At 59.2% G+C, this 16,806-nt stretch carries 11 protein-coding genes and 4 pseudogenes; 12 read left to right on the forward strand and 3 right to left on the reverse strand.

What is annotated here, in order from left to right; translation table 11 throughout:
- Positions 1-102: 102 nt before the first annotated feature.
- From apbC to ACPDZI_RS10530, 4 genes are all read left to right on the forward strand, one after another.
- A complete protein-coding gene (apbC, locus tag ACPDZI_RS10515) occupies positions 103-1,185 on the forward strand; it encodes an iron-sulfur cluster carrier protein ApbC (RefSeq protein WP_029303004.1) in 1,083 nt (360 codons plus the stop codon).
- A gap of 109 nt (positions 1,186-1,294) precedes the next feature.
- Entirely contained in the window at positions 1,295-1,939 is a 645-nt protein-coding gene (gene udk / locus ACPDZI_RS10520; RefSeq protein WP_011706091.1) for a uridine kinase, read from the forward strand.
- Between the two features lie 63 nt (positions 1,940-2,002).
- Positions 2,003-2,584: a dCTP deaminase gene (gene dcd / locus ACPDZI_RS10525; RefSeq protein WP_011706092.1), complete on the forward strand. Its 582-nt coding sequence runs from the start codon at positions 2,003-2,005 to the stop codon at positions 2,582-2,584.
- 352 nt (positions 2,585-2,936) lie between these two features.
- Positions 2,937-4,406 carry an inorganic phosphate transporter gene (locus ACPDZI_RS10530; RefSeq protein ID WP_438834494.1) on the forward strand — a complete coding sequence of 490 codons (1,470 nt, stop codon included), beginning with the start codon at positions 2,937-2,939 and terminating at the stop codon, positions 4,404-4,406.
- Between the two features lie 227 nt (positions 4,407-4,633).
- On the opposite strand, the pseudogene ACPDZI_RS10535 reads toward ACPDZI_RS10530, so the two are convergent.
- Together ACPDZI_RS10535 and rne are read right to left on the reverse strand one after the other, a co-directional pair.
- Positions 4,634-5,796 (reverse strand): annotated as a pseudogene (locus ACPDZI_RS10535) (IS3 family transposase).
- A 221-nt stretch (positions 5,797-6,017) separates the two neighbouring features.
- A complete protein-coding gene (rne, locus tag ACPDZI_RS10540; protein WP_438834495.1) occupies positions 6,018-9,059 on the reverse strand; it encodes a ribonuclease E in 3,042 nt (1,013 codons plus the stop codon).
- Positions 9,060-9,470: 411 nt separating this feature from the next.
- Here rne and rluC point away from each other — a divergent pair.
- A pseudogene (gene rluC / locus ACPDZI_RS10545) lies at positions 9,471-10,414 on the forward strand (23S rRNA pseudouridine(955/2504/2580) synthase RluC).
- The gene (locus ACPDZI_RS10550; protein WP_438834496.1) at positions 10,414-11,061 is read left to right on the forward strand and encodes an HAD family hydrolase; all 648 of its coding nucleotides are present in this window, start codon (positions 10,414-10,416) and stop codon (positions 11,059-11,061) included. The pseudogene rluC and the gene ACPDZI_RS10550 overlap by 1 nt, the downstream one beginning before the upstream one ends.
- 77 nt (positions 11,062-11,138) lie before the next feature.
- Here the strand turns inward: ACPDZI_RS10550 and ACPDZI_RS10555 are convergent, their stop codons facing one another.
- Positions 11,139-11,720, reverse strand: a complete 582-nt coding sequence (locus ACPDZI_RS10555; protein ID WP_438834497.1) for a Maf family protein — start codon at positions 11,718-11,720, stop codon at positions 11,139-11,141.
- A gap of 216 nt (positions 11,721-11,936) precedes the next feature.
- Here ACPDZI_RS10555 and ACPDZI_RS10560 point away from each other — a divergent pair.
- The 6 genes and pseudogenes from ACPDZI_RS10560 to plsX form a co-directional block, all read left to right on the forward strand.
- Positions 11,937-12,992, forward strand: a pseudogene (locus tag ACPDZI_RS10560) (MdtL family multidrug efflux MFS transporter); the annotation flags it as partial.
- A 111-nt stretch (positions 12,993-13,103) separates the two neighbouring features.
- On the forward strand, positions 13,104-14,078 hold the full coding sequence (yidZ, locus tag ACPDZI_RS10565) for an HTH-type transcriptional regulator YidZ (protein WP_017764484.1): 975 nt from the start codon (positions 13,104-13,106) through the stop codon (positions 14,076-14,078).
- A 69-nt stretch (positions 14,079-14,147) separates the two neighbouring features.
- Positions 14,148-14,813 (forward strand): START domain-containing protein, encoded by a 666-nt coding sequence (locus ACPDZI_RS10570; RefSeq protein WP_438834498.1) that lies wholly within the window; start codon positions 14,148-14,150, stop codon positions 14,811-14,813.
- 253 nt (positions 14,814-15,066) lie between these two features.
- Entirely contained in the window at positions 15,067-15,588 is a 522-nt protein-coding gene (yceD, locus tag ACPDZI_RS10575; protein WP_011706102.1) for a 23S rRNA accumulation protein YceD, read from the forward strand.
- Between the two features lie 19 nt (positions 15,589-15,607).
- Positions 15,608-15,763, forward strand: a pseudogene (gene rpmF / locus ACPDZI_RS10580) (50S ribosomal protein L32); the annotation flags it as partial.
- Between the two features lie 22 nt (positions 15,764-15,785).
- On the forward strand, positions 15,786-16,805 hold the full coding sequence (plsX, locus tag ACPDZI_RS10585; RefSeq protein WP_438834499.1) for a phosphate acyltransferase PlsX: 1,020 nt from the start codon (positions 15,786-15,788) through the stop codon (positions 16,803-16,805).
- The last annotated feature ends 1 nt before the right edge of the window (position 16,806 follow it).

Here is a 16,806-nt window from a genome sequence, read left to right on the forward strand (position 1 = left end):
TCGTCCGCCCTGCCGGCGCACGCTGGTCGACCAGCAGGCAAGCCACTGATTTGTGTGCGGTAACCGTTCACCTCAAGATAAAGACAAGATAATGAGGAGTTAATGGTGATTGATTCAGTAAAACAGATCCTCGCCGAATTTAAGCCAACTGGCTGGGGCAAGGATCTGGTGGCTGCCGGCTTCGTGCGCAGCATCGACAAACAGGGCTCGACGCTGACCATCAAGCTGGTGCTGCCCTTTGCAGGCCACTCCCTGTTTGAGCAGATCAAGCAGGAGTTCGATGCCCGCCTGCGCAGCGCCACCGGTGCCACCCGTATCGACTGGGTGGGCGAAATCGAGGTCGCCAGCCTGCCGCGAGCGCAAGGACTGGCGGCGGTACAGGGCATTCGCAACATCATCGTGGTCGCCTCTGGCAAGGGCGGGGTAGGCAAATCCACCACTGCGGTCAATCTGGCGCTGGCGCTGCAAAAAGAGGGGGCGCGGGTCGCTATTCTGGATGCGGACATCTATGGCCCTTCCATTCCGACCATGACCGGGACTTTGAAGGAGCGCCCCGTCAGTCATGACGGCAAGCTGATGGAGCCGGTGATGGCTTGCGGCCTCAAGAGCAACAGCATCGGCTATCTGGTGGCCGAGCAGGATGCCACCATCTGGCGTGGACCCATGGCGAGCAAGGCGCTGGCCCAGATCCTCCACGAGACCCGCTGGGGTGAAGTGGACTATCTGGTGGTGGACATGCCGCCGGGTACCGGCGACATCCAGCTGACCCTGGCCCAGCAGGTGCCGACCACGGCGGCGGTGATCGTCACCACGCCGCAGGACGTGGCGCTGGCGGATGCCCGCAAGGGACTGGCCATGTTCAACAAGGTCAGCGTGCCGGTGCTCGGCATCATCGAAAACATGAGTTACCACGTCTGCAGCGCCTGTGGTCATCATGAGCCGCTGTTCGGTACCGGCGGTGGCCAGAAGATGGCGGAACAGTACCAGGTGGCACTGCTTGGCCAGCTGCCGCTGCACATCGACATCCGCCAGCACATGGACGATGGCTGTCCGACCGTGTTCGGCGCCCCGACCGGGGAGCTGGCAGAGGCCTATCTGAAACTGGCTCGTCGGGTGGGGGCTGAGCTCTATTTCAGCGGTAAACCGATTGCGACCCCTCTCTATGCCATGGCGCTGGATGAATAATCGGCGGTCGACCGCCTGGGGTGGATTTGAGGGTGGGCATGGCTCACCCTTTTTTATATAATGGATCGGTTTAAACCATCCCCACTGCTCTTCTCTTTAGGTATTTTCAATGTCTGATACTCAACATTCGTGTGTGATCATCGGTATTGCTGGTGCATCCGCTTCCGGCAAGAGTCTTATAGCCCAAACCATCTATGAAGAGCTGGTGGCCGAGCTGGGAGCCGGTCAGATTGGCGTGATCACCGAAGATTGCTACTACCGCGATCAGACCCACCTGACCATGGAAGAGCGGGTCAAAACCAACTATGACCACCCCAACGCGCTGGATCACGATCTGCTGGTCCAGCATCTGAGCCAGCTGGTGCAAGGTGATGCGGTCAATATTCCTCAATACTCCTATACCGAACATACCCGCATGAGCGAAGTGACCCCGTTCGCACCGCGCCGGGTGATCATTCTGGAAGGGATCCTGCTGCTGACCGACAGCCGCTTGCGGGATCTGATGGATGCCTCCATCTTCATGGACACGCCGCTCGACATCTGCCTGCTGCGCCGTCTGGTGCGTGACGTGCAGGAGCGTGGCCGGACCATGGACTCGGTGCTCAAGCAGTACCAGAAGACGGTACGCCCCATGTTCCTGCAGTTTATCGAGCCTTCCAAGCAGTACGCGGATGTGATCGTCCCCCGTGGCGGCAAGAACCGCATCGCCATTGACATGCTCAAGGCGCGTATTCGCCACATGTTGATTGGTTGAGAGATATCAAGCCGGGTGATGCCCGGCTTTTTTAAATGAACAATTTGTCAGGAGAGTCGCCCAATGCGTCTTTGTGATACCGATATCGAACGTCATCTGGATGAAGGCAAGATCGTCATTGAGCCCAGACCCGGTATTGAACGGATCAGCGGCGTCAGCGTCGACGTGCTGCTGGGCAACGAGTTTCGGGTGTTTCGCGATCATACCGCCCCCTATATCGATCTGAGCGGCCCCAGCAGCGAAATGGCCGACGCCATCGATCGGGTGATGAGCGATGAGATCCATGTGCCGGATGGCGAAGCCTTCTATCTGCACCCGGGTCAGCTGGCCCTGGCGGTCACCTATGAATCGGTCACCCTGCCTGCCGACATCGTGGGCTGGCTGGATGGCCGCTCTTCCCTGGCCCGCCTCGGGCTGATGGTGCACGTGACCGCGCACCGTATCGATCCGGGCTGGTCCGGCCGCATCGTGCTGGAGTTCTACAACGGCGGCAAGCTGCCGCTGGCGCTGCGCCCCAAGATGAAGATCGGTGCGCTGAACTTCGAGATGCTCTCCGGTGTGGCGGCGCGTCCCTACAACAAACGGGAAAACGCCAAGTACAAGAGCCAGCAGGGTGCGGTTGCCAGCCGTATCAATCAGGACTGAGAGCGGGTCGACAGTCGAGCCGTTGGCAATATGTTAAAAGAGGGCAGGGCGAGGGAGTGTTCTTGCCTGCCATTTGTACAAGTACGGCGATACGGTCGGTCGAAAATTGACGGAGCCGAGGTCGGTGAGAGTGGCTTTTGCGGCATGCTGATGATGAATTGTCCCCATTTGGGAACTGTTTTTGTCAGGCAAGGTCTGTTTAATTAATCAAGGACAAGCCGCATGGTGACTGGCTCTAAGCTATTTGCAGGCGGAATGCTCTTTTTTTTCTTACTGAAATATTTCAACAACGGGTATGGCGTTACCAGCCTTCTGGCATAATCCGCCGCAACTCATAAACAGGTTCGTTTTTATGTTTGAAATGTTTAGTGGTTTGGGTTTGTGGTGGTCAATCGGTTTGGTATTGGCCGTTTTTTTTGTGTTGGCCTATGAATTCATCAACGGCTTTCACGATACCGCCAACGCGGTAGCAACGGTTATCTATACCAAGGCGATGCCGGCACACATGGCAGTAGTAGCCTCCGGTCTGTTCAACTTTGCCGGGGTAATGATGGGTGGTCTGGGGGTGGCTTATGCCATTGTCCACCTGCTGCCCATCGATCTGCTGCTGGGGATGGACTCCACTCAGGGTCTGATCATGGTGTTCTCCCTGCTGTTTTCCGCCATCGTGTGGAATCTGGGTACCTGGTTCTTCGGGATCCCTGCATCCAGCTCACACACGCTGATCGGTTCCATTCTGGGGGTAGGCGGCGCCTATGCCTGGATCAGCCATCAACCGCTGCAGGAAGGCATCAACGTCGCTAAAGCCATCGACATCATGCTTTCCCTCATCATCTCTCCTACCGTCGGTTTCATCATCGCCGCGCTGCTGTTGTTCGCCATGAAACGCGTCTGGCAGGGCAGCAAGATCCACAAGACCCCGGAAGAGCGTCTGCTGGTGGATGGCAAGAAGCATCCGCCGTTCTGGGCGCGTCTCACTCTGGTGGCATCTGCCATGGGCGTGAGCTTTGTGCACGGTTCCAATGATGGCCAGAAGGGTATTGGTCTGGTGATGCTGGTGCTGATCTGCATGGCTCCTGCCTATTTCGCACTGGACATGAACAGCCGCTCTTATGACCTGGATCGCACCCAGGATGCCAATCAGCGCATCATGGAGATCTATCAGCGCAACCATGAGCAGGTTTCCAAGGTCGTGGACTTCAGTGTGCCTGCCCAGGCCCAGGAAGAGTTGATGACCCACTGTTCTGCCGATGGTGCCCTGCAGGCTATGGCCACGCTGGACAATCGTCTTGCCCAGGTGCGGACCTATGAAGAGATGGACCTGACCGACCGCCGTGAAGTGCGTCGCCTGCTGCTGTGCATCGATGATACCGCTCGCAAGGTATCCAAGCTGCCGCTGCCGGCCAAAGAGCTGACTGACCTTGCCAAATGGCGTAAGGATCTGACGGCCACTGCCGAATATGCACCGACCTGGGTCATTGTCTCCATCGCGCTGGCGCTGGGCTGTGGCACCATGGTGGGCTGGCGTCGTATCGTCTACACCGTCGGCGAAAAGATTGGCTCCTCCGGCATGACCTATAGCCAGGGGATCGCCGCCCAGATCACCGCTGCCGCCTCCATCGGCGTGGCCAGTTTGACCGGGATGCCGGTATCGACCACCCATATCCTCTCCTCTGCGGTAGCGGGGACCATGGTGGCCAACAAGTCAGGCCTGCAGAGCCAGACCATCAAGACCATCCTGATGGCCTGGGTGCTGACCCTGCCGCTGACCATGCTGCTCTCTGGTGGCCTGTTCCTGATCAGCCATCATCTGTTCAGCTGATAGCAGATACCAAAGCATGTTGAGAAAGGGCCCTTGCGGCCCTTTTTTCATGACCTCAAAAACACATGTGTGATGCCAGGCTCCTGCCAGCCGGGTTTCCAATTTGACCATCCTTAATATGCCATCAAACTAATTCTTTCATCCAACCAATTACTTCTCTCACCCACTAACCTCATCCCCACCCATAAACAGGCATTCAAGATAGGAGGGTTGGCAGAGTGTAGTGGTCAACTAAATCCGGACACACAGTTAAGCCGATTTTCGGCCTCTGCTGGCGGTATCCCATCATTGTGTTGATGCGGGCGCCGCCAGTTGTAGTAATCCATCAGGTAATAGCTGATATCCTGCTTGGCTTCCCGCAGGCTCATGTACCCCGTGGTCGGAAGCCATTCCGTCTTGAGGCTCCTGAACAGCCGCTCCATCGGCGCGTTATCCCAGCAGTTGCCACGCCGACTCATGCTCTGGGTCATGCGATAGCGCCACAGCCGTTGCCGAAATACCCGGCTGCCGTATTGGCTGCCCTGGTCGGAGTGAAACAGCACGCCAGACGGGCAGCCCCGTTGCTGATACGCCATGTCGAGCGCTTTCACGGCCAAGTCAGCATCAGGCCTGCCGGACATCGCCCAGCCCACGACCCGTCGGGTGTGGAGGTCGAGCACCGCCGCCAGGTAATGCCAGCGGCCACCTGCCCATACGTAAGTGATGTCGCCGCACCACACCTAATTGGGTTGCGGGGCAGCAAATTCACGCGCCAGATGATTGGGAATATCCGGTCGTTCAGACCGCGCGACCTGATAACGATGAGCTCCCGGTTGTTTAGAGACCAGCCCGGCCTCCTTCATCAGACGACGCACCTTGAACCGGCCAATCTGATGCCCCAGTGCCCGCATCATTGACATCAAGGCCCGGCTGCCAGCTGAGCCTCTGCTCTCTTTGAACAGACACAGTAACTCACTTCTCTGCTGCACCCGTTCACGGTTAATTGTGCGCCTGCGAGCCAGATAGTCGTAAAAACAGGCGGTTGATATACCGAAAGCGCAACAGACCAGGGTGGTGGGGGCTTGCTCCCTTAATCGGTCTATCAGCGCGTACGTTCGAGTTCGTCCGCCATCAAGAGAGCAGTAGCCTTTTTTAGAATGGCCTTTTCGCGTTCAAACCGGTTGATGCGGGCTTCCAACTCCTGAATTTTCTGCTGCTCAGGGGTCAGCGCCCGGTTAGCAGGTGTAGCGCCACTTCGTTCTGATTGAAGTTGCTGAACCCATCGACGCAGCACGGTTTCGCCGACATCCAGTGAACGGCTGGCTTCGGGGACTGAATAGCCTTGGTCGAGCACCAGGGATGCGGCTTCCAGTTTGAACTCGGCAGTGAATGAGCGGCGTAATCTTGTCATTGAACACTTCTGGTAATGGTGGTGACTGTACCACCTAAAACGGTGTCCGGGATGATTAGACCACTACAGTCCGGATTTAGTTGACCACTACAACCACTACATAGGTAGGTAGGTCTTGGCGCAGTAAAGGGACGGGTAATCGAGACGAGCTGATGGTGCCATGCCGCATCTAAAAAAAGAGCCACACAATGTGTGGCTCTTTTTGTCAGACTAGCGAGTCATCAAGGACGACCGGCCGGGCTGGTTGCAACGTTGACGGCAGCGGTACTGCCGCCATGGCGACCTGAGCTTGCCACTTCACTGCGCACCAGCGGCGCATGGGCAACCGGCTCACGTACCGGCAGAGCAGGGGCCGCAGCCGGAGTTGCCATTGGCGCAGAGGCCTTGCGGGCACCGGCCAGCAGGCCACCACCACGCTTGACTTGCTTGGCCACAGGGGCTGCTACGGCAGCGGCTACCGGAGCCTCGTCAGCAATGACAGGTTCAGCTTCAGCGACCGGAGCTGGCTGTTCAACCACCAGAGGGGCAACCTCGGCTACAACCACTGCCGGAGCAGCAGCTGCAGCTTCAACCACGGCAGTCTCGACGGCCGGTGCCTCGACAGCAACGACTTCCGCTGCGACCGGGGCCGCAACTTCTGCAACCACTGGCTCGTTGACAACCGCTACCTGGGCTTCTTCAGCAGCTACCGCTTCGGTTACCACTTGCTCTGCAGCCACGACCTCAGCCTGCTCGTGAGCTTCGGCCACAACGGCTTCTGGCACGACATGCTCGGTCAGCGCAGCAGAGGCCTGCAGGGCGGCGGCAACAGCTTCAGCACTGGGAATGGTGATGACAGGGACTGCCGGTTCTTCCACTTTCACCTGGGCTGCATCTGCCTGGGCAGCTGCTGTCAGGGTAGGGGCAGCGCCTTCGGCAGACTGCTCTTCATCTTCACGCTGGCTGCGGGCATCTTCATTGATGCGCTTGCGACGTTGGCCTTCAATACGCTGATTGCGCGGCGTACGACGGGAACGACGCTGGCCTTCGGCCTGCTCATCGTGCTGCTCTACTGCGTCGGAGGCCTCTTCGGCAACAACCGGAGCATCGGCGGGCAGGGCGGCAACGTCGCTGGCCGGGGCATCGACCCGGATCTGCTTGCGCAGTTGGCGGCGTTCGCGGCGCTCAGCCACTTTCTGCTCTTTTTCCAGACGCGGCTCGTTGTTGACCATGGTGGTATCGACGGTTTCTGCCGCGTCAACGACCACTTCGGCGCGAGGTTCACGCGGAGCACGGGGTTCACGAGCCGGGCGCGGAGCGCGGGGTTCGCGTTCCTGACGCGGCTCACGCTCTTTGCGGGGACGACGGTTGCGGCTTTCGCCACCTTCACGATTGGCACCCGCTTCCCGCTTCTCTGCGGCATCGGCAGGGCTGCGATTACCACGGTTGTCATCACGACGACCACGCTGACCACGGCTGCGGGTTTCATCGCGTTGATGACGATGACCCTCGTCCTTGCGTGCTTCGCGCTGGGCTGCCGGTTTGTCGGCAGGAGCCTTCACGTCGGCAGGGGCGGTGTCGGCACCGAACAAGCCGGAGATGGCCTTGAACAGTTTGCCAAACAGACCGGCTTCGGGCGCAGTCGGTGCAGCGGGAGCCACGACCGGGGCTGGCGCGGCGGGGGCCGGCTGGGGCGCCTGGACAAAACCTTGCAGCAGCGGTTGTTCGCGCTCGATCACCTGAGCCTGCTTCGGCTGGTAGACCGGCTTGGCAATCTCGGTTTTCAGCTCGTAGCTGGCCGCTTCCGGGATCTCGTTCTGACGGATGCGGGTTACTTCGTAGTGCGGGGTTTCCAGATGCTGGTTCGGAATGATGTAGACACGCACATCATTACGCTGTTCCAGGCTGGCGATGGAGGCACGCTTCTCGTTGAGCAGATAGGCGGCAACATCGACCGGCACCTGACCGTGAACCTGCTCGGTGTTGTCCTTCATGGCCTCTTCTTCGATGAGACGCAGGATGGACAGCGCCAGTGATTCGTTGTCACGGATCACACCCTGCCCCTGGCAACGAGGGCAGATATGGCTGCTGGACTCGTTGAGGGAGGGACGCAGACGCTGGCGAGACATCTCCAGCAGACCGAAACGGGAGATACGGCCCAGTTGGATGCGGGCACGGTCCTGATGCACCGCTTCACGCAGACGGTTTTCCACTTCGCGCTGATGACGAACCGGAGTCATGTCGATAAAGTCGATGACGATCAGGCCACCCAGGTCGCGCAGACGCAATTGACGGGCAATTTCGTCGGCCGCTTCCAGGTTGGTTTGCAGCGCAGTCTCTTCGATATCGCCGCCCTTGGTGGCGCGGGAGGAGTTGATATCGATGGAGGTCAACGCTTCGGTCGGATCGATGACGATGCTGCCGCCAGAGGGCAGACGCACTTCACGCTGGAAGGCCGACTCGATCTGGCTCTCGATCTGGAAGTGGTTGAACAGGGCAACTTCACCCTTGTACAGCTTCACGCGATTGAGGAAATCGGGACGAACCAGCTCGATATGCGCCTTGGCACGCTCGAAGATGACCGGGTTGTCGATCAGGATCTCGCCGACATCGCGCCGCAGGTAGTCACGGATGGCACGCACGATGACGTTGCTTTCCTGATGGATAAGCACCGGCGCGGAGCGGCTCTGTGACGCCTTGTGGATGGAATCCCAGTGGTTGAGCAGAACGTTCAGATCCCATTCCAGCTCTTCCGGGGATTTGCCCACACCAGCGGTACGCACGATGAGGCCCATGCCGTCCGGCACGGTCAGGCCGCTCAGGGCTTCTTTCAGTTCAGTCCGTTCATCACCTTCAATACGGCGGGAGATACCACCGGCGCGAGGATTGTTCGGCATCAGTACCAGGTAGCTGCCGGCCAGACTGATAAAGGTGGTGAGGGCTGCACCCTTGGTGCCACGCTCTTCCTTGTCGATCTGGACGATCACTTCCTGGCCTTCGCGGACCACTTCTTTGATGTTGGGACGACCCTGATAGGAGTAACCGGAGGGGAAGTAATTGCGGGCGATTTCCTTTAACGGCAGGAAACCGTGGCGCTCGGCGCCATAGTCGACAAAAGCAGCTTCAAGACTGGGTTCTACGCGGGTGATTTTGCCCTTGTAAATGTTCGCTTTTTTCTGCTCGTGTCCCGGACTTTCAATATCCAGATCGTAGAGCTGTTGTCCGTCAACCAGCGCTACGCGCAACTCTTCTTCCTGAGTCGCGTTGATTAGCATTCTTTTCATTGAGTTCTCGTTATTTTGTCATTTTGATTTCCTCCACAGGATCCTGCCGGCGCCGGCCTCGGGTCTTCAGCATACTGGGGCAACCTCCCGGTTGGGGTATGCATGAGGCGCAAACTAAGGGCACTCTGGTCCAGCCTTCTCGAGAAGGCATGAAAAGGATACCGGTGTGGAGACAAATTAGCGGTTCTGTTTGCGTTCTCCATGCGCTGTACCTCGCACCCGGGAACCGTCATGTTCTTGTATACACGGTGTTTCGGGATTGGGTGGCATAAATTTTGGCCACTTAGTACAAGGCTTGAACACAATGACAAAACCTTGTTTATTATCCCATTTAAACCACTTTTATAGCAAGGCGCCATTTTTCAACAAAGCATGCAGCCAAGGGCCGCCGGCAGTGTTAAAATCCGCGCCATGACACAGATACATCAACAAGTGCAGCTGCTCACCATCGAAGCTGAGCATGAAGGGCAGCGCATCGACAATTTTCTCAAGACTCAGCTAAAGGGCGTCCCCAAGAGCCTGATCTATCGCATCCTTCGCAAAGGGGAAGTGCGCGTCAACAAAAAGCGCATCAAACCGGAATACAAACTCTGCACTGGCGACGAGGTACGGGTCCCCCCGTGCGGGTTGCCGAAAAGAACGAACTGCCCTCGGCCAATCTTGGCAGCATCCAGCGTCTGGAGAGCCAGATCCTGTTTGAAGATGACGCCATGATCGTACTGAACAAACCGTCCGGCATGGCGGTGCACGGTGGCAGCGGCCTGAGCTTTGGCGTGATTGAAGGGCTGCGTGCCCTGCGTCCGGAAGCCCGTTTCCTCGAACTGGTGCATCGGCTCGATCGCGACACCTCCGGTGTACTGCTGGTCGCCAAGAAGCGCAGCGCCCTGCGCAGTCTGCATGAGCAGCTGCGGGTCAAGACCATGCGCAAGCAGTACCTGGCGCTGGTGCGTGGCCAGTGGCAGCCTCACGTCAAGGTGGTCAATGCGCCGCTGCGCAAAAATGACCTGCAATCCGGCGAGCGGGTCGTGCGGGTCAGCAGCGATGGCAAGCCCTCCGAAACGCGTTTTCGGATTGCCCGTCAGTTTGCCGAGGCCACCCTGGTGGAGTGCAGCCCGATCACCGGTCGTACCCACCAGATCCGGGTGCATACCCAGCATGCGGGTCACCCCATCGCCTGTGATGACAAGTATGGAGAAGCCGTATTTGACGATAAAATGCGCAGTCAGGGGCTAAAACGACTGTTTTTGCATGCCTGGAAGCTGAGCTTTATCCATCCGGCCGATGGTCGCGAGATGCAGGTGGAAGCACCGCTGGCCCCCGAACTCGACGACTTCCTGAACAAGTTGGCCCGCTGATGCAGACCATCCGGCTCGCCATCTTCGACTGGGACGGTACCCTGATGGACTCGGTGGGCCGGATTGTTGCCTGTGTTGCGCATGCGGCTCGCGACTGTGGTGAGCCCGTGCCCAGCGCCGTCGAGACGCACCAGATCATCGGTCTCAGTCTGGAGGTCGGTATCCCCCGGCTGTTTTCCCTGGAGCAGGGGAGTGAACGAGCCAACGCCCTGATCGCCCGTTATCGCCACCATTACGTCCATGACAGCACACCCAGCCCATTGTTCGCCGGGGCGAGGGAACTGCTGCTGCATTGGCATGCACAAGGGGTGGCCCTGGCGGTCGCCACCGGCAAGTCACGGCGTGGATTGGACAGGGTACTGGATGAAACCGGGTTGCGGCCGCTCTTTGCCGCCACGCGCGGGGCGGACGAGGCCAACTCCAAGCCCGATCCCCTGATGCTGACGCAAATTCTGGATGAGCTGGGCATTGCCCCGCATCAGGCGGTGATGATCGGCGATTCCATCCACGACATGGCGATGGCCGAAGCGCTGGCCATGCCGCGGATCGGGGTTAGTTGGGGCGTGCACGACCGTGCACGCTTGCTGGCCCACCATCCGCTGGCGGTGGTCGACACCATGGCGGAGCTCCAGCGGTTGTTGGATTAGCCTTGCGATATGACCGATGAATAAACGAAAAACGGGAGCCTTGGCTCCCGTTTTTCGTGGCTGGTGTACCGCTCCCATCAGGGCAGGGCGATACCGTGGCGGGCCAGCAGCTCGATCAGGCCGATCAGCGGCAGGCCGATCAGCGCATTGGGATCGCGCCCTTCCAAGGCCTTGAACAGCACGATCCCCATGCCTTCACACTTGAAACTGCCGGCACAGTCGAGGGGCTGTTCAGCTTCTACATAGCGGCGGATGGCCGCCTCATCCAGCTGGCGAAAGTGAACGGTGAAGGGTTCTATCAACTGCTCGGCGCGGCCAGACGTGGCGTCCAGCACGCACAGGCCGGTATAAAAGGTGACGCTGCGCCCCTGGGCCGCCATCAGCTGGGCCACCGCTCGCTCGACCGTTCCCGGCTTGCCCAGGATCCGGCCATCGCAGACGCACACCTGATCCGAGCCGATGATCAGCCCCTGATCATGCTGGTCGGCGATGGCACGGGCCTTGGCATGGGCCAGCCGTGCCACCAGCGTCTGTGCATCCTCACCAGGCTGCACGGATTCATCAACATTTGGCGCGGCGTACTCAAAGGGGAGGCCCAGCTTTTCCAGCAGGGCTTTGCGATAACGGGAGGTGGAAGCGAGGATCAGGGGACGCGACATGGCAATCAGGTATCCAGGTTCAGAAACGGGCAGGCGTGGATGGTATCGCCACCGTGCGGCGAGGGCAAATGTCGCCGCCATTCTCTTTTCCAGCATGTCGAGATTGGAAAACACCGCTATCGGCTTATTCATCCGGCCTGACGTTATAGTGCCCCGTCGATGCTACCCATTCGCTGAGGAGTCACCATGGGCCGTTACATGCTCTGCTGTTTTTTGATGATCACACTCTACCCGGTAGGGATCGATCTCTATCTGGTGGCGTTGCCCAACATCGGCGCCAGCCTTCAGGCCAGCGAGGCTCAGCTGCACACCGCGTTTTCCCTCTATCTGCTCGGCATGGCCGCGACCGTCCCGATGGCCGGCCTGCTGGCAGATCGCCACGGCCGCAAGCCGGTGATCCTGAGCGGGGCCGGCTTGTTTATGCTGGCGTCGCTGCTGGCCGGCAGCGCCGCCGACACTGCGCAGTTTCTGCTGGCGCGGGTGGGGCAGGGGGCAGGGGCCGGCGCCCTCTACATCATGACCTTTACCGTGCTGCGAGACGTGTTGCCACCGGCACGGCTGGCGGCCGTGCTGTCGGCCATCAATGGGGTCATCTGCGTGATCCCCGTGCTGGCGCCGCTGCTGGGCTATCTCATCCTGACCGGCTTCCCATGGCCTGCCATCTTTCAGGCCATGGCGCTGCTCGGCGGCGTGGTGCTGCTGATCAACCTGCTGGGGCTGAAAGAGAGCCTGCCGCTGCACTCTGAGCCATCCTCACGTGCGTCAGCAGCCCGCTTTGCCTTCTTGCGAGCGCCGCAGTTCCTCTGGATGTGCGCGTTGAGCAGTGCCGGCATGACCTGCATTCTGACCTACGTCAGCACTTCACCCATGATCCTGATGACCCAGAGGGGGCTGGCAAGCGCAGAGTATGCCCGCATCATGATGATCATGGCGATGATCAGCATGATCACCTCCTTCTTTGCCCCCTGGTTGCTGCGTCGGCTCCACAAGCACAGCCTGCTCGCGCTGACCCACGGTGGGTTGGGGCTGGCACTGCTGCTGATCCTGGCCTCTCATCTTGAGAGCTCCTGGGGCCTATGGCTGCTGCTGGCGGGCTTTGCCTTCACCTGCATCGGTTTTTCCGCGAGCTTCGGCATCGCCATGGGCGAGGCGCTGGCCAGTTGCCGTCATCAGATAGCGCTCGCCAGCGCCACCCTCTGTCTTGCCCAGATAACCGTGAGCGCCGGCTATATCTGGCTGATGGGGTGGCTTGGCTTTGCATCCAGCACGCTGCTTGCCTGTGCCCTGCTCGGCGCCGTGTTACTCTATCTGCTCTTTCGCGCCCTGGGACCGGCCTTCGACAGCCCCCGCCCATGGTGTCCCGGTCATGGAGAATCCCTGAGCATGCGTCCCTTGATTGACCTCGATCTCAATTTGTTGGTGGTATTTCGGCTGTTGCTGCAAGAGCGCAGTGTCACCAAGGCTGCCAAGAAACTAAATGTCACGGCACCCACCGTCAGCAAGGCGCTGGCGCGGCTGCGCGACTGGTTCGACGACCCGCTGTTCCTTCGCACTCAGCGGGGGCTGGAGCCCACCAATCTGTCGCTCACCCTGGAGGAAGAGCTCAAGGAGTGGTTCCAGCTATCGGGCAACATCGCCTCCCTCTGCGGCAATGCCATTCCGGCGGGGGCCGCCTTCAGGCTGGTGCTGGAGTCGCCCTTTTACATCAGCTTTCTCAATGATCTGCCCATGGTGATTTATGAAACCTATCGCAAATCGACCATCCGGATCATGAACTGGGACCATCACTCCCTCAACGACATCATCAATGGCGATGCCGATCTCGGCTTCTGTGCGAGGGAAACTCACCCCAGCTCGCTGGCCAGGGTCAACCGGCTTCCCTATTACATCGATCACGAGGTGTTGTTCGAAGACAGGCCCATGGTGTTTTTGCGCAAGGATCACCCGCTGCTGGCCCGCACCTGGAACCTCGACAACTTTCTCGCCTATCCCCATGTCAGCGTGGTGTGGGAGGCGAGCGATGCCTGGGCGCTTGACAGCCTGCTGGATGATGAGGGGCTCAGCCGGCAGGTGCCGATCCGGGTCTCCAGCTTCGAGCAGGCGCTGCATATCGCAGCCCAGTCAGATCACGAACTGATCGCGGTGGTGCCCTCCTATTGCGCCAGCTATGCCCGCCAGCACCACGACAATTTGATCTCCTTGCCGCTGCCGCTGGATGAAGCCCTTTATCGGCAACTCGACATCGCCTTCATCCTGCTCTGGCACAAGCGCAACAACCACAACACCAAGGTGCTGTGGCTGCGCGACGAGATCAAACGGCTCTACCACCAGCATATCGGGGCAACCGGCGCAGGTTAACCCTGGCCTCTACCTCGCAGGGTCATAAAAACGGCTATAAGCATAGGAATGGGCAAGGCGGGGTCATGGATGATGAGAGTCGGGATATGGCTGTTATGGTTGCTCTGCGTGCCGGCCTGGGCACAGGGCTGGCACCTGCAGGCGGGGGAGGCGGGCATACTGCTGTGGAGCCGGGCTCATCCCCCTGGCGCCTTTCTGGCTTTGCGCCTGGAGATGAACGTGGCCGCACCGCCGTCGGCGCTGCTGGCCGTACTGCGTGATACCGCTCGCCATCAGGAGTGGCTGCCCCAGAGCCTGGAGGTAAGGGTACTGGCCAAGCCGGCACCCGATGAAGATCTGGTCTATACCCGGCTCTCTGCGCCCTGGCCGGTACAGGAGCGGGAGCTTATCACCCACTCCCGCCTGCAACGCCTGCCAAATTGCGCTCTGGTGCTGACGGTATGGGCCGCCCCTGATGCTCTGCCACCTTACCCCGGTCGGGTGCGGATCCGGGCCAGTGAAGGACGCTGGGAGGCGGTGCCGCAACTCAACGGCACCACCCTGATACGCCTCGAAACCTATACCAACCCGGGTGACAACCTGCCTGGCTGGCTCATCAACCCCATCGCAGCCCAGGCCGCGCTGGACAGTTTTCGGGCCATCCGCCGTCTGATGGAGGCCATCCCGCCCGAGCCTTGCCCTTGCGCCCATATGCGGCAGGGGCGTCAAGTCGGGCTGTGCGGCAGCCATCCATGAACCCCGTGGGGGTTGGGGAGTGGAGTGGTTGAGTCACCTGCGCCGTGAAATTCTGCTGTCAAGGAGTGAGCCGGATCCCCAGCGTCAGCGCAAATGCGGCCAGGATCCGGTGTCGGATCCGTTGGTTTATGGCATAATCAGCCACCGGTGAGCGCAAGTTCCGCCATGTGCGGGGGTTGTGAGGTTAAAATCATCGGCGGTAAGGACTTTTTCCTTTGACTATCAGTTGTTGGACCTATAATATTCGCGCCCTATGCAAAAGGTGAAGTTGCCCGTAAAGGTTGATCCAGTCCGTAGTGCCTCGAAGCTGCTCGATTATGTCGGGATAGTGGAAAAGTCGCAGATGCCCAGGCTGGAGGAATCAACCGCAGGCTTGCAGAGTGATATCGATGTATCGCTGCACTTTGGCAAAGATGTCCAGAAGTTGACCGTTATGAAAGGCACTGCCCATGCCAAGGTTGACCTGGTTTGCCAGCGTTGTGGAGAAACATTCGAGCATCTCTGTGAAGCTGAATTTATCTACACTCCGCTGTTCGAAAGAACAAACGAGGAAGAACTGCCGGAAGCTTATGAGCCCATTGAGTTGGACGAAAACGGCGAGATGGATCTTCATCAAATCCTGGAGGATGAACTCATCCTCTCGTTGCCGCAGGTGGCCATGCATCCCATGGATGCTTGCCCGCGCGGTAACATGGAGATGACCTGGGGTGAGATCGAACCTGCTGATGAGCGGCCGAATCCCTTTGCAGTTCTTGAAGAGCTTAAACGTAAGTGAATTTAGGAGTTAGCCTACAATGGCCGTACAACAGAACCGTAAAACCCGTGCCAAGCGTGGCATGCGTCGTTCCCACGATGCGCTGACCACCGCTGCCCTGACAGTTGATCAGACCAGTGGCGAAATCCATCGTCGTCACCACGTGACTGCCGATGGTTTCTACCGCGGTAAAAAAGGTAATCGCTTAAGGATTGCCTTTGTCTACGCAAACTGTCGCGCTAGACATCATGGGGGGAGATATTGGCCCCTCGGAAACAGTGCCTGCCGCCGTGCAGGCACTGTCTCTTTTACCCCAGTTAAAACTGATCCTGGTCGGTGACCAACACCAGACCACCCCTCTTTTGCAGCAACATGGCTTGCTGAATCATCCCCGCGTTCGTTTCGTGCATGCATCCCAGGTGGTTGGCATGGGCGACAAACCGATCGTGGCGCTGCGCACCCTGAAAGACTCCTCCATGCGGGTCGTCCTCAATCTGGTGAAGGCCGGTGAGGCCGATGCCTGCGTCAGCGCCGGCAATACCGGTGCGCTGATGGCCATAGCCAAGTGCGTGCTCAAATCCCTGCCCGGGGTCGACCGACCCGCTCTCATCAAAGCGTTGCCCACCCTTTCCGGCAAACGGACCGTGATGCTGGATCTTGGCGCCAACGTCAGTTGTGATGCCGACACCCTGCTGCAATTTGCGGTGATGGGCGCCGTGGTGGCTGAAAAAGTTGAGGGCATTGCCACTCCCAGGGTGGCCCTGCTCAACGTGGGGGAGGAGGAGATCAAGGGCAACGATCTGGTACGCCACAGTGCCGAGTTGCTGCGCCAGTGCCAGGCGCTCAACTTCGTCGGTTTTGTCGAAGGGGACCGGATCTTCAGCGGCGAGTGCGACGTGATCGTCTGCGACGGTTTTGTCGGCAACGTGGCCCTCAAGACGGCGGAAGGGGTCGTGCGGATGATGGCCCAACTGGCCGGATATCCCCGCAAAAAACGCAGTTTTCTTGGCCGTATCGCCGGATTTATGTTCAAACGGCGTTTTTCTTACCTGAACCCCGACCAGTATAACGGTGCAAGTCTGTTAGGATTGCGCGGCATTGTGGTAAAAAGCCACGGGCGGGCCGAACGGCGTGCCCTGTGTAACGCGATCCTGCTGGCCGCGCAAGAGGCCAAGCATCAACTTCCATTGCAAATAGCAGATCGCCTTGAATCTGTCTTTTCCGACAGGGATCTATAAG

The organism is Aeromonas oralensis, from assembly GCF_049665575.1.
GTDB classification, from domain to species: Bacteria; Pseudomonadota; Gammaproteobacteria; order Enterobacterales; family Aeromonadaceae; genus Aeromonas; species Aeromonas hydrophila.

Coding starts and splice junctions, on each gene's coding strand:
- apbC (WP_029303004.1), top strand. CDS start 103: ATGGTGATTGATTCAGTAAAACAGATCCTCGCCGAATTTAAGCCAACT.
- udk (WP_011706091.1), top strand. CDS start 1,295: ATGTCTGATACTCAACATTCGTGTGTGATCATCGGTATTGCTGGTGCA.
- dcd (WP_011706092.1), top strand. CDS start 2,003: ATGCGTCTTTGTGATACCGATATCGAACGTCATCTGGATGAAGGCAAG.
- ACPDZI_RS10530 (WP_438834494.1), top strand. CDS start 2,937: ATGTTTGAAATGTTTAGTGGTTTGGGTTTGTGGTGGTCAATCGGTTTG.
- rne (WP_438834495.1), bottom strand. CDS start 9,059: ATGAAAAGAATGCTAATCAACGCGACTCAGGAAGAAGAGTTGCGCGTA.
- ACPDZI_RS10550 (WP_438834496.1), top strand. CDS start 10,414: ATGCAGACCATCCGGCTCGCCATCTTCGACTGGGACGGTACCCTGATG.
- ACPDZI_RS10555 (WP_438834497.1), bottom strand. CDS start 11,720: ATGTCGCGTCCCCTGATCCTCGCTTCCACCTCCCGTTATCGCAAAGCC.
- yidZ (WP_017764484.1), top strand. CDS start 13,104: ATGCGTCCCTTGATTGACCTCGATCTCAATTTGTTGGTGGTATTTCGG.
- ACPDZI_RS10570 (WP_438834498.1), top strand. CDS start 14,148: ATGATGAGAGTCGGGATATGGCTGTTATGGTTGCTCTGCGTGCCGGCC.
- yceD (WP_011706102.1), top strand. CDS start 15,067: ATGCAAAAGGTGAAGTTGCCCGTAAAGGTTGATCCAGTCCGTAGTGCC.